General features: G+C 59.4%; 10 protein-coding genes. 9 read left to right on the top strand and 1 reads right to left on the bottom strand.

Annotated features, from left to right (window positions below; genetic code table 11):
- Positions 1 to 220 precede the first annotated feature (220 nt).
- The 5 genes from mptB to ACKFRY_RS08130 all read left to right on the top strand — a co-directional run bounded on the left by mptB (position 221) and on the right by ACKFRY_RS08130 (position 5843).
- Positions 221 to 1945 carry a polyprenol phosphomannose-dependent alpha 1,6 mannosyltransferase MptB gene (gene mptB / locus ACKFRY_RS08150; protein ID WP_302257751.1) on the top strand — a complete coding sequence of 575 codons (1725 nt, stop codon included), beginning with the start codon at positions 221 to 223 and terminating at the stop codon, positions 1943 to 1945.
- Between the two features lie 6 nt (positions 1946 to 1951).
- Entirely contained in the window at positions 1952 to 2881 is a 930-nt protein-coding gene (locus ACKFRY_RS08145) for an ABC transporter ATP-binding protein (RefSeq protein ID WP_408922637.1), read from the top strand.
- Between the two features lie 57 nt (positions 2882 to 2938).
- The gene (locus ACKFRY_RS08140) at positions 2939 to 3703 is read left to right on the top strand and encodes an ABC transporter permease (protein WP_200435645.1); all 765 of its coding nucleotides are present in this window, start codon (positions 2939 to 2941) and stop codon (positions 3701 to 3703) included.
- Between the two features lie 69 nt (positions 3704 to 3772).
- The gene (locus ACKFRY_RS08135) at positions 3773 to 4801 is read left to right on the top strand and encodes a COX15/CtaA family protein (RefSeq protein WP_408922636.1); all 1029 of its coding nucleotides are present in this window, start codon (positions 3773 to 3775) and stop codon (positions 4799 to 4801) included.
- Positions 4802 to 4865: 64 nt separating this feature from the next.
- Complete coding sequence (locus ACKFRY_RS08130; protein WP_200435647.1) at positions 4866 to 5843, top strand: quinone oxidoreductase; 978 nt, start codon at positions 4866 to 4868, stop codon at positions 5841 to 5843.
- Between the two features lie 87 nt (positions 5844 to 5930).
- Here the strand turns inward: ACKFRY_RS08130 and ACKFRY_RS08125 are convergent, their stop codons facing one another.
- On the bottom strand, positions 5931 to 6875 hold the full coding sequence (locus ACKFRY_RS08125; protein ID WP_150850955.1) for a heme o synthase: 945 nt from the start codon (positions 6873 to 6875) through the stop codon (positions 5931 to 5933).
- Between the two features lie 348 nt (positions 6876 to 7223).
- On the opposite strand from ACKFRY_RS08125, the gene tkt reads away from it, so the two are divergent.
- From tkt to ACKFRY_RS08105, 4 genes are all read left to right on the top strand, one after another.
- Positions 7224 to 9296 carry a transketolase gene (tkt, locus tag ACKFRY_RS08120; protein WP_408923421.1) on the top strand — a complete coding sequence of 691 codons (2073 nt, stop codon included), beginning with the start codon at positions 7224 to 7226 and terminating at the stop codon, positions 9294 to 9296.
- A 27-nt stretch (positions 9297 to 9323) separates the two neighbouring features.
- Entirely contained in the window at positions 9324 to 10409 is a 1086-nt protein-coding gene (gene tal / locus ACKFRY_RS08115; RefSeq protein WP_408922635.1) for a transaldolase, read from the top strand.
- Between the two features lie 99 nt (positions 10410 to 10508).
- Positions 10509 to 12041 (top strand): glucose-6-phosphate dehydrogenase, encoded by a 1533-nt coding sequence (gene zwf / locus ACKFRY_RS08110; protein ID WP_005324850.1) that lies wholly within the window; start codon positions 10509 to 10511, stop codon positions 12039 to 12041.
- A 14-nt stretch (positions 12042 to 12055) separates the two neighbouring features.
- Entirely contained in the window at positions 12056 to 12991 is a 936-nt protein-coding gene (locus ACKFRY_RS08105; protein WP_005324852.1) for a glucose-6-phosphate dehydrogenase assembly protein OpcA, read from the top strand.
- Positions 12992 to 12996 lie beyond the last annotated feature (5 nt).

The raw sequence follows: 12996 nt of genomic DNA, 5'->3' as shown, positions 1-12996 counted from the left end.
GCTCCCGTAATTCCGAGAGTCGCGCCGCAGTCCAACTGCGCCTCCTTTATTAGACAACACTAGTGTTCCTTAATTCATTCCGGAATGCCACCATTGGCCTTTCTTCGGCGTGGCACGGGGGTGGCTAACTCCCCTCATCGCCACAACTGGCGGTGCTGCGCGCGTTAAAAGGGCGGGCCTGCTGGGGTTGGGGCGGAGGATTCGCGTAAGGTCTTAACCCATGACAGGCAAATTCCGCGGCTTCCTTTCCGGCGTCAAGGCCGAGCTGCCGCAGCTGGGCACCGCTGGTTCTCGGTCTGCGCGACTACACGCCGAGGACACCGGAGCCGCGGAGCCTGATTCTCGTTTTGATTTTGTCCCCGCCAAAGAAGATGGCCTAAAGCGCACCACCACCGCACAGTGGCGGACATTTTTTATCCTGCGCTGGGTGGGCACAGTTGGATCCCTGCTTATCGCCTTCGGCGCGTTGGGCGCCGGTGCCCTCCCAGTAGTGGGAAACCCTTATGACAACGTGCCTTTTGGCTCCCTCATGTCCCGCATGCTGCAGACCTCTTCTGCCATAGTCATGGTGGGAGTAGGGCTGTTGGTGGCCGCCTGGGTGTTCCTTGCCCCTTTTGTGGGCACTCCGCTGCGCCAACCCCAGGAAGGTTCGCTCACCCCAACGCGCGCCCGCCGGCTCGTGACCACACACCAACTGTGGCGCACGTGGGCCGGCTGGGTCATCCCGCTGATTTTTACCGCCCCGCTCTTTACCCAGGACATCTACTCCTACTTGGCCAACGGTTCCATCGTGATGCAAGGCATGGATCCCTATTCTGCAGGACCGGTGCAATTGCTTGGCGCGGGTGATGAGCTCGCCCGATCCGTACCGTTTATCTGGGCCAACTCCCCCTCCCCTTATGGCCCCGTAGCACTCGGGCTCGCTGGAGTGGTGAGCGCAGTTACCTCTAATTCCATCCTCTTGGGAGTAATCGCCCACCGGCTCTTATCCATCGCCGGCATCATGGTTGCTGGGTGGGCAATCAGCTGTCTCGCGCGGCGCTGCCGGGTATCTCCAGAATCTGCCCTGTGGCTCGGCATTCTCAACCCACTGACCATCTTGCACCTGGTGGGCGGAATCCATAATGAATCCATCATGCTGGGCCTGCTCTTGGTGGGTATGGAGCTGGGCCTGCGGGGCGTCGACAAGCTAGAAAAGTCCACGCGCAGCGCCTACCTAGCACTCATTGCTTCTGGAGTTTTCCTGTCCTGCGCCGGAATGGTCAAGGTTACCGGCTTTATCGGGCTGGGCTTTGTAGGGATGGCATATGCCCGCCACCTGATAGACAAGGAGCGTGCATCACGCTGGAAGGCCTTGGCCTACGCCATTGCTCTGCAGCTAGTCATTTTAATTGCAACCATCGCCCTTATTAGCGCCCTGACCGGCATTGGCCTGGGGTGGATCACAGGACAAGGCGGGGCGGCCTCCATCCGCTCGTGGCTTTCTACCTCCACCGCCGTAGGCGTGGGTACCGGCTTTATCGGAATGCTACTGGGCCTAGGTGACCACACCGAAGCTATTCTCACCGTAACCCGTACCTTTGGTGTGCTGGTGGCAGTAGCTTTCATGGCCCGCATGCTCTTTGCAACGTTGCGCGGCCGCATCCACCCTGTGGGAGGACTCGGCACCGCCTCCTTAGTGCTGGTTATCTTCTTTCCCGTGGTCCATCCGTGGTACATCCTGTGGGCGGTACTGCCTTTGGCTGCATGGGCCAACCGGCTTATCTTCCGGTTCTGCGTCGTGGCTTATTCGGCAGCTATGAGCTTCTTTGTGCTGCCACGCGGGCTCGGGTTACCGCCCAGCACCATCATCGTCATCTATGTGTCGGCAGCCTGCACTTTCGCAGTCATCGCCACCCTGTGGTGGGTTGCAGTGCGGCGCAGCGGAATCCGTGTCCTAAACTAATCCCACGTGAATTCCATTTCAGCCGATCGCCCAGCCCTCACCGTGGACAACGTGGTGAAAAAATATGGCTCCACCACCGCCGTTAATGGTCTAAGCCTTAGCGTTGCCACAGGTGAGGTCTTTTGCCTCCTTGGCCCTAATGGCGCCGGAAAGTCCACGACGATTGAGATGTCAGAGGGTTTTATCCACCCCACCAGCGGCACGATCGACGTCCTCGGGCTAGACCCGAGTTCCGCACCGGACAAGGTGCGCGAAAAGGTCGGCATCATGTTGCAGGGTGGTGGTTCCTACTCCGGCATCCGTGTTCTGGAAATGCTTGAACTTTCCGCTAGCTACAGCGCCCATCCCCTCTCCCCGCGCTGGCTACTGGAAACGCTCGGGCTGGAAGGGGTAGCCCGGACTCCCTATCGCAGGCTCTCCGGCGGGCAGCAGCAACGGCTTTCCCTCGCCTTAGCAATCATCGGCCGGCCCGAGCTGGTTTTCCTGGATGAGCCCACCGCTGGCATGGATGCACAATCCCGGTTGGCGGTCTGGGACCTTGTTCGAGCCCTTAGGCACGATGGCGTCACCATTGTTCTTACCACCCACCTCATGGATGAAGCGGAGTCACTAGCGGACCGAGTGGCCATCATGGATCATGGCGAGCTCGTAGCCCACGGCACTCCCGCGGAACTTACCGCCCAGTCGGACTCGGCAGGGCTTAGTTTCAGCACCGATATCGATGTTGATGTGGAGGCTCTGGCTAAGGCTGGAATTCGAGCGACCAAATCGCGACCGTTGCACTACCGCTTAACCAAGTCCGGCACGCCCGAGACGATTGCCGCGCTGAGCGCCGAACTTGCCCGCCAAGGAGTCCTGCTGCGGCGCTTAGACGCAGCCCACCGCAACTTGGAGGAGGTCTTCCTTGACCTCACCGGGCGCCATTTGCGCAGTTAGCTGCGCCCTCCGCCAAGATCGAATTCAATCAACTGCGTTGCGGAAAGAAGCCACCACATGAGCACTACCTTTAACACTGGAACCTTTACCCCGGCCCCGAAACGGGCTAGCGCCGGCGCCATGTTGCTCGCGCAAGGAAAGATGGAAGCAAAACTCATGCTGCGCCACGGCGAGCAGCAATTGCTGAGCGTCATCATTCCGCTGGCCCTGCTCATTGGCGCGGCCCACCTGGAGTCGCTCACCGGACATGGCTTGCACGAGGTATTTCCCATGGTGCTTGCAGTAGCTGCCACCTCCGCAGGCTTTACCGGTCAGGCCATTTCGCTTGCCTTTGACCGGCGCTACGGGGCCCTTAAACGCACCGGCGCGTCCGGCGTGCCCGCATGGGCCATTATTGGCGGCAAGATCCTCGGCGTGCTCACCATGGTGGTATTCCAAATCCTCGTTTTGGGCATCGCTGCCTATATCCTGGGCCTCCGCATCAGCCTGGGCGGGGTGCTGCTCATGATTCTTTCGCTATTTTTTGGTGTTGCGGCTTTTACCGCCATGGGGCTGCTGCTCGGCGGCACCCTCAGCTCTGAGGTGGTACTCGCACTGGCCAACCTCATCTGGTTCCTGCTCCTCGGCGTAGTCGGGTGGACCCTCTACTCCCAGGGACTGGGCGATAATGGCATCCTCAACGCGGTGCCGACCGTCGCCCTAGCAGGCGCGCTTACCGACGCCTCTAATTCCACCTTTCCCGGCCTCGAGCTCCTATCCTTGTTGGCGTGGCTTGCGGTGGCGTCGTTCGCTGCGGTCCGTTGGTTCCGCTTCGATGGCTAAATGTGACTTTTGTCCGGTTCCTTTCGAAACGAGAGGAATTTTTATGCCCAAAATCTCCCGACTAGTAGGATGCAATGCGTGAATTACTGGACGAAGATCAAGCGCTTCTTTAAGGAAGCCGCCCCTACACTGCAACAGCAGCGCCTCATCGCGCTCATCCTCCTCTTGTGCCAGGGTGGCATCACCGTGTCTGGTTCCATTGTCCGCGTGACCGGCTCGGGATTGGGCTGTCCCACCTGGCCGGAATGCCAACCAGGCTCCCTTGTCCCTATGGAAGGCGCCGCGCCTGCTCTCCACCAGGCCATTGAGTTTGGTAACCGGCTGCTGACCTTTGTCGTCTCTGCGGCAGCGGTTGCCGCCGTCATCGCCATGCGCATGGCGCGTCGCCGCACAGAGCTCAAGGTGTACGCCTGGCTCAACGTCGCCGGCATCGTTCTGCAGGCGGTCATTGGCGGCATTTCTGTCCATCTGGACCTCCGCTGGTGGTCCGTGGCGCTGCACTTCCTCCCTTCCATGCTCTTGGTATGGCTGGCGGCAATGCTCTATTCCCGCATATTGGAACCCGATGACGGAACGCCACGCGCTCGTTTCCCCCAAGCGATTCGCCTGCTTGCAGCCGTCGCTACCGTTGCCTTGAGCGTTGTGCTCATCACCGGCACGATGGTTACCGGTTCGGGCGTTCACTCTGGCGATTCCGGGGTGGGAATGGAAGGCCGCCTGCAGGTAGATACCGAAGCCATGGCCGTCACCCACGCCATGTGCATGTACGTCTATCTGACGCTCACTGTTATTACCGTCTTCCTGCTCTACAAGAACCGGGCGCCACAGGATGCCAAGAAGGCAGGATGGGTCCTCGTTGTATGCATCCTCATTCAGTGGGCAGTAGGCGTTTACCAGTTCTACATGGGCATTCCGCGTTGGACTGTACCGTTCCATATTGGCCTCTCCTCCTTCGTCACCGCGTATACCGCCCTGCTGTGGGCGCACGGTGTACGCCGCACCGATGGCACCGCAGATCTCATCACCGGCTCTCCCAGCGGCGATGAGAAGTACGCGGCGCGTCAAGCCTCTCTCGAGCGGGAGCGCGCGAACGCTTAACCCGTAACGCTCACGGCCGACCGAAGTACTGCACTCGGCCGGCTTTTTGCGCTAGCCTGGCTATATGCACGCAATTCAGGTCACAGAAACCGGCGGACCAGAAGTACTTCGCTATACCGAAGTACCCGCCCCCACCCCTAATGACGATGAGGTATTGGTGGACGTCATCATGGCTGGCGTCAACTACATCGATACCTACTATCGTGAGGGTATCTATAACGCGGCCACCCCGTTCATTCCCGGATTCGAAGGCACCGGGCGCGTAGTCCACGACCCCAAGGGGAAAGTTGCCGAGGGCACGATGGTGGCCTGGAACCAGGCTTTCGGCTCCTACGCCGAGCAGGTCTGCGTCCCACGCGAGGGACTAGTAGCAGTCCCGGATGATTTCCAGCCAGAAGTCGCTGCTTCCATGTTGCTGCAAGGCATTACTGCACACTATTTGGCGCATGGCGTCTATCAACTAGGTGAAGGCGCTTCCTGCCTGATCACCGCCGGCGCCGGCGGTGTAGGCCAGATCCTCACCCAAATGGCATCGTCGCTCGGCGCTACCGTCTATACGGTGGTCTCCACGGACGAAAAGGAAGAACTCTCCTACGCGGCCGGTGCGGATAAGGTATTTCGCTATGGCGACGGACTCGCCGAGCAGGTTCGTCGCTACAACGGTGATAGGGGTGTTGACGTGGTTTACGACGGCGTCGGCAAGGCGACCTTCCACGAGTCACTCGAAGCAGTACGCCCCCGTGGCACCGTCGCGCTCTTCGGCGCCGCCTCTGGCCCAGTTGAGCCTATCGACCCGCAGCTACTGAACAAGCATGGGTCTATCTTCCTCACCCGGCCTTCCATCGGCGCATGGACAGCCCAGGAAGGCGAATTCCAAATGCGTGCCCAGGCGGTCGTCCAAGCTGTTATCGACGGCGATCTGAGCTTCAACGTCACGGCGTCTTATCCACTGGAAGATGCCGCTGCAGCCCACCGCGATCTCCAAGAGCGCAAGACTACCGGTTCCATCGTGCTGCGCGTCCAAGCTGGCGATAAAGCCTAAACCCACCCACGAACACCAAAAGCGCGGGAAAGCATTTGCCTTGCCTTCCCGCGCTTTCTGGTTCCTATCCTAGGTATTTGGGCACAGTTAAAATAACGTGGCCGACCAGCCGAGCATCCGGCCTAGTGGCTCCCAGCCCAATACTGCGTCGATGGACAACCCGATAAAGAGCACCGACAGATAGTTATTGGAGTAAATGAACAGGCGCATCGGCTTAACCTTGGCACCGTTCTTGACTCCCTTGTGCAGGCGGATAGCCATCCACAGGAATACCGCTCCGGAGGCAAGCGCTGCGACCAAGTAGATCCACGAGGCAGCGGGGACGATAAGTAGGGTCACGATAACCGTGCCCACGGTATACCACACGATCTGTCGAGTGACTTCCTTTTCATCAGCCACTACGGGCAGCATCGGCACGCCGGCCTTGCGGTAGTCTTCCTTGTACTTCATGGCCAGCGCCCACGTGTGTGGCGGAGTCCAGAAGAAGATGATGAGGAAGAGCACGATTGCCTGCCACCAGCGGTCAGGCTCTCCAGCAGGAGCGTTATCCCGGATAACTGCCCAGCCGACCATCGCCGGCATGCAGCCGGCCAAGCCGCCCCAGACAATGTTTTGGGCATTGCGCATCTTCAAAAACTTGGTGTAGACGAAGACATAGAAGAAGTTCGTCAAAACCACGAAGAAGGCCGCCAGCCAGGAATGAGCTAGGACGCCCAACCACAGCACGGAGATAATGAGCATTATCCACGCGAAAATTGCTGCGTTTCGCTTGGAAATCTTAGCCCTCACCAGTGGTCGGGCCCTAGTGCGCTGCATCTTTTGATCCAGCTCATAGTCCACGACGTTATTGAACGTGTGGGCAGCAGCAGCGCCCATCCAACCGCCGAAAATGGTCGACACGATAAGCCAGATATTGTCTGAAACGGCCTCCACACCGCGTTGCGCTTGGAGCATCGCCGGGATTGCGGCCACGAGGAGGAGTTCAATGATCCTCGGTTTCGTTAGCGCAAAATAGGCCTTGATGGTCTCCAAGGGATTCCTCCACTATCTGAACGTTGGTGAACTGTGCCCCGCGCACTTACTGCGCGCGGTCACCCCTAGCGGTCGCACATGCCCGTGAAAAAGTTCCAGTTCTCTCACTCACAGTTTTCGGCGCCGGGGCGAAAGACTACAGACCTATGGCCGCTAGATTCAGTGCGCGCTCTAGCGCCTACGCGCACTCCACTTAGCCATGCCAGCATACCGTTTATGCCTAGCTTTCTATAATTGCGCACCGCCGGTTAAAAAATTACTAGACTGAATAAAGTTAAGTACTTTTTGCCTAGACGTAAGCGAGGCTTTCCAGTGTCGAAAGATAAGTTGTCCCCAGAACTCCAAACTATGGTCGAGCGCCGTTACCCGGAGGATTGGTCGGAGTTTGACACCCGCGCCGTCGACACCGTGCGAGTACTAGCCGCAGATGCTGTACAAAAATGCGGTTCCGGCCACCCAGGCACGGCAATGTCCCTCGCTCCCCTCGCCTACACCTTGTATCAGCGCGTCATTAACCATGATCCCGCCGATGTGCACTGGGCCGGCCGCGACCGCTTTGTTCTTTCGGTTGGTCACTCCTCCCTCACCCAGTACATCCAGCTCTACCTGGGCGGCTTTGGTTTGGAGATGGACGATCTCAAGCAGCTGCGCACATGGGGATCGCGCACGCCCGGCCACCCTGAGGTGCACCACACCGATGGCGTGGAAATCACCACCGGACCCCTTGGCCAAGGCCTTGCTTCCTCCGTGGGCATGGCCATGGCCGCACGTAAGGAGCGCGGGCTTTTCGATCCAGAGGCACCGGCCGGTGAATCCCCATTCGACCACTACGTCTACACCATCGCTTCCGATGGTGACCTGCAGGAGGGCGTTACCGCTGAGGCCTCTTCCCTGGCGGGTACGCAAAAGCTGGGCAACCTGATTGTCTTCTGGGACGATAACCGCATCTCTATTGAGGACGATACGAATATTGCCTTCAACGAAGACGTGGTAGCGCGCTACGAGGCCTACGGCTGGCACGTCCAAACGGTCGAATCCGGCGAAGATGTCGTAGCCATTGAGGAGGCCGTCAAGGCCGCACAGGCAGAGACCGAGCGCCCTTCCTTCATCCGTGTGAAGACCGTCATCGGCTACCCGGCCCCGAATAGGATGAATACCGGCGGCGTGCATGGCGCTGCGCTGGGCGATGACGAGGTGGCTGCCACCAAGGAGGTCTTGGGCTTCGATCCGGAGCGCAGCTTCCACATCGACGACGAGGTCATTGCACATACCCGCAAGCTGCGCGAGCGCGGCGCAGAGAAGCACTCCGCATGGCAGAAGAAGTTCGACGAGTGGGCTGCGGCTAATCCGGAGAATAAGGCACTCTTTGACCGCATGCAGGCGCACGAATTGCCGCAAGATTTCGACGCTGAATTGCCGGTGTGGGAACCGGGTGAATCCTTGGCCACCCGCAAGGCTTCTGAGGCCACCATCCAAGCCTTGGCCGCTTCCCTTCCTGAGATGTGGGGTGGCTCTGCTGACCTTGCCGGCTCCAATAACACCGTGATTAAGGGCGCGGACTCCTTCGGCCCCGCAGCCATTACCACCGATATGTGGTCGGCTCAGCCGTATGGCCGCAACCTCCACTTCGGCATTCGCGAGCACGCGATGTCTGCGATCATGAACGGTATTGCTCTGCACGGCAATACCCGCGTTTACGGCGGCACCTTCCTTATTTTCTCCGAGTACCAGTACCCCGCTGTCCGCCTGGGCTCGTTGATGTCTACCGATACCTACTATGTCTGGACCCACGACTCCATCGGCTTGGGCGAGGATGGCCCGACCCACCAGCCGGTAGAGACCCTTTCTGCCCTTCGCGCTATCCCGAACCTGTCCGTTATTCGCCCGGCCGATGCCAACGAAACCGCTCAGGCTTGGGCCGCAGCGCTCGAGTACAAGGCCGCACCAAAGGGCCTGGCACTGAGCCGCCAGGGACTGCCGGTACTGGAAGGCACCAAGGAAAAGGCACATGAGGGCGTGCGCCGCGGCGCTTATGTTCTGGTGGAAGAGTCCAAGGAAACGCCAGACGTGATCCTCATCGCTACCGGCTCTGAGGTGCAGCTTGCCGTCGCCGCCGCTAAGGAACTGGAGGCCGCCGGAACTGCCACCCGCGTTGTCTCCGCACCGTGCCTTGAGTGGTTTGATGAGCAAGATGACGCATACCGCGAATCCGTGCTGCCTAGCGAAGTACAGGCCCGCGTGTCCATCGAAGCCGGCATCGCTATGCCGTGGCACAAGTACACCGGTTCTTTCGGCCGGACCATTTCCATCGAGCACTACGGCGCCTCTGCTCCTGCGGGCGAACTCTTTGAGAAATTTGGCTTCACCACTGCAGCGATTGTTGAAGCGGCGCAGGAATCGCTCGCTGCCGCGCAGAAGTAAACCTCCAGGACTGGATAAGGAGTAATCATGAACCACATTTCCGAACTTGCCCAGCTGGGAACCTCAACCTGGCTCGATGACCTTTCTCGCGAGCGCCTAGTCTCGGGCAATCTCAAGGAGATAATTTCCGCTAAGTCCATCGTGGGAGTTACCACCAACCCGGCGATCTTCGCCGCGGCGATGACCAACGGCACCGCCTACGACGCCGAGCTTTCCACGTTGAAGGAGACCAAGGCCACCGCCGAGGAAGCGGTGTACGCATTGGCCATCGAGGACGTCAAGAATGCCTGCGACCTCTTTGCGGATATCTACTCCTCTACTAACGGCGCAGATGGCCGTGTGTCCATAGAGGTCGACCCGCGCATTTCTGATGACGCTACTGCCACCCTTGAACAGGCGCGTGAGCTGTGGTCCAAGGTTGATCGTCCCAACGTGATGATTAAGATTCCGGCCACGACCGGCTCCCTCCCGGCCATCGAAGATGCCCTGGCAGAGGGAATCAGCGTCAACGTCACCCTTATTTTCTCCGTAGATCGCTACCGCGATGTCATTGAGGCTTTCCGTACTGGCCTCAAGCGTGCCGCCGAAGCAGGCAAGGACGTCTCTACCATTCACTCCGTGGCTTCCTTCTTTGTTTCCCGTTTGGATACCGAAGTGGATAAGCGCTTGGAAGCTATTGGCAGCGAGATTGCTCTGGCACTGCGGGGCAAGGCGGGCATCGCCAATGCGCAGCGCGCCTATGCTCTTTTCCAGGACGCCTTGCTTAACGACGCCGACTTGCCCGAAGGCGCCCACCTCCAGCGTCCACTGTGGGCTTCTACCGGCGTAAAGAATCCGGAGTACCCGGCCACCTTGTACGTATCGGAGCTGGCTGGCCCGCACACGGTCAACACCATGCCGGAAAAGACCATCGATGCGGTTCTCTCCGAGGGCAACCTCCACGGCGACGCCCTGTCTGATAGCCGCGAGGCTGCAGAAGGTGTCTTTGCCCAGCTAGAAGAGGTTGGCATTGATTTCGATGATGTCTTTGCAGTGCTGGAGCGCGAGGGCGTTGATAAGTTTGTCGCTGCGTGGGAGGAACTGCTTGCTTCCATTGAGGAGCGACTCGCGTAAACTAGCCGTGTGACTTGTGCCCCGCCGAGAATTCGGCGGGGCATTCTGCCGCTAGAATATTAGCGAGCTTAAAGCCCATAAACTCAGGAAGGATTCTTCGTGACCGACTCAGCCGCTTGGGTCAACCCCTTGCGCAATGCCAGCGACAAGCGATTGCCGCGAATCGCAGGACCCGCGGGCATGGTCATCTTCGGCGTTACCGGTGACCTAGCATATAAAAAGCTACTGCCCGCAATCTACGACCTAGCGAGCCGTGGTCTCCTCCCCGCTGGCTTTACCCTTGTGGGTTATGGTCGCCGTGACTGGGACAAGGTCGCATTCTGTGACTACGTTCGCTCAGCCGTCATCGCTGGCTCACGTACCGAGTTCAATGAAGATGTCTGGCAGCATCTATCCCAGGGAATCGAATTTGTGCAAGGCTCTTTCGACGATGCTGGATTCGATCGCCTCTCGGCGCGTTTGGGCGAGCTAGATCGCGAGCGCGGCACCGGCAGCAACTGGGCATACTACCTTTCGGTTCCACCGGAATTCTTCTCTAATATCTGCCACCAGCTGGAGCGGGTGGGCATGGCCAACTCCGTCGAGGACTCGTGGCGCCGAGTAATCATTGAGAAGCCTTTCGGCCACGATCAAGAGTCTGCCCGCAAGCTCAATGAGATTGTCAACGCCGTCTTCCCTGAGTCCGCGGTCTTCCGCATTGACCATTATCTGGGCAAGGAAACGGTGCAAAACATCATGGCTTTGCGCTTTGCCAATCAAATTTTTGAGCCCATGTGGAACGCCCACTACATCGATCACGTCCAAATCACCATGGCCGAAGATATTGGCTTGGGCGGACGCGCTGGCTACTATGACGGCATCGGTGCGGCTCGCGACGTCATCCAGAACCACCTGCTGCAGCTTTTGGCTCTGGTTGCGATGGAAGAACCCTCCTCGTTCGAGCCTGAGGCCCTGCAGGCAGAAAAGGTCAAGGTGCTGCGCGCTACCCACGCCGTGCACCCGCTAAATAAGACCACCGCTCGCGGCCAGTACTCCGCCGGCTGGCAAGGCTCCGAATTTGTCAAGGGCCTGCGCGAAGAAGAAGGCTTCGATCCGGAGTCCACGACGGAGACCTATGCAGCCTGCACCTTGGAAGTAAACTCCCGCCGCTGGGGAGGAGTGCCCTTCTACCTGCGCACGGGCAAGCGCTTGGGCCGCCGCGTGACCGAGATTGCGTTGGTATTCAAGGCAGCGCCAAATCAACCATTCGTTGACGGCCAGACCGATGCGCTGGGCCGAAACGCCGTGGTCATCCGCGTACAGCCGGATGAAGGTGTCACCATGCGCTTTGGTTCCAAGGTGCCCGGCTCCACCATGGAGGTCCGCGACGTCAATATGGACTTTGCTTATGCTGAGGCCTTTACCGAGGAATCTCCGGAAGCATACGAGCGATTGATTTTGGATGCCCTCCTCGATGAGTCCTCGCTCTTCCCCACCAACGAAGAGGTAGAGCTTTCCTGGTCGATTTTGGATCCCATCATCGATTACTGGGCCGAAGCAGGCCAGCCGGAGGAATACCGCGCTGGCACGTGGGGCCCGGAATCCGCCGATAGAATGTTGCGCCGCTGGGGCCACTCCTGGCGCCGCCCATAGGAGGGACGCAGACAATGATTATTCCATTGCCCAACACCACTACGCGTGAAATCTCCAAGAAGCTAGTAGAGGCCCAAGAGCATTACACCCTTACTACCGGCCGAGTACTTACCCTAATCGTGGCGGCCCGCGAGGACGATGATCTGGAAAACATCCTGTCCTCCGTGCGCGATGCCTCCCACGAGCACCCGTCGCGCGTTTTGGTCGTCGTGACGGGCGACCCGCAGGCAGATACCCACCTAGATGCGCAGCTGCGCGTGGGTGGTGAGGCAGGTGCCTCTGAGATGGTCATCATGAAGTTGCACGGCGCTTTGGCGAACCAGGACGAGGCAGTCGTTACTCCACTGCTGCTTCCCGATACCCCCTTGGTCGCCTGGTGGCCTACCTTGTGCCCGCCCGACCCAGCTTCCAGCTCGGTGGGCAAGCTGGCTCAACGCCGCATCACCAACGTTGCCCATGACGGACGCGTCACTGGCGAAGATCTACGCACATTATCCGCCGGCTACACGCCGGGCGATTCCGATATGTCCTGGGCCGCCATCACTTTGTGGCGCGGCGTCGTGGCCTCCGCATTGGACCGCCATCCTCACGAGCCCGTGCAGTCCGTCGAAGTGGCGGGACCTGCGGGCCACCCAGCCCCAGACTTCGCGGCCGGATGGCTCCTCGATCGCCTTGCAGTCCCCGTCCACCGCACCGTGACCGACTCTCAGGAGCCGCACTTCCCGGTGACCCACTTGCGGTTTAATCGGGAAACGAGCCACGTCGACGTAGATGTCGTCGACGAGCGCACGGTGCGTGTGTGCGTTCCAGGTTCCCCGGATTCCCTGGTGAGCCTTAGCAAGCGCTCCCAAGCTGAGGTTCTCTCTGAAGAATTGCGCCATCTAGATGCCGATAAGACTTATGCGCAAGCACTCCGTGCGCTCGCGCAAGTAGACTACAGTAAGCAGTAAAACGG

This window comes from Corynebacterium tuberculostearicum (genome assembly GCF_046097255.1).
Taxonomy (GTDB): Bacteria; Actinomycetota; Actinomycetes; order Mycobacteriales; family Mycobacteriaceae; genus Corynebacterium; species Corynebacterium tuberculostearicum_J.
This window is presented reverse-complemented; position numbering and strand designations above follow the sequence as displayed.

Coding starts and splice junctions, on each gene's coding strand:
- mptB (WP_302257751.1), top strand. CDS start 221: ATGACAGGCAAATTCCGCGGCTTCCTTTCCGGCGTCAAGGCCGAGCTG.
- ACKFRY_RS08140 (WP_200435645.1), top strand. CDS start 2,939: ATGAGCACTACCTTTAACACTGGAACCTTTACCCCGGCCCCGAAACGG.
- ACKFRY_RS08135 (WP_408922636.1), top strand. CDS start 3,773: ATGCAATGCGTGAATTACTGGACGAAGATCAAGCGCTTCTTTAAGGAA.
- ACKFRY_RS08130 (WP_200435647.1), top strand. CDS start 4,866: ATGCACGCAATTCAGGTCACAGAAACCGGCGGACCAGAAGTACTTCGC.
- tkt (WP_408923421.1), top strand. CDS start 7,224: ATGGTCGAGCGCCGTTACCCGGAGGATTGGTCGGAGTTTGACACCCGC.
- tal (WP_408922635.1), top strand. CDS start 9,324: ATGAACCACATTTCCGAACTTGCCCAGCTGGGAACCTCAACCTGGCTC.
- ACKFRY_RS08105 (WP_005324852.1), top strand. CDS start 12,056: ATGATTATTCCATTGCCCAACACCACTACGCGTGAAATCTCCAAGAAG.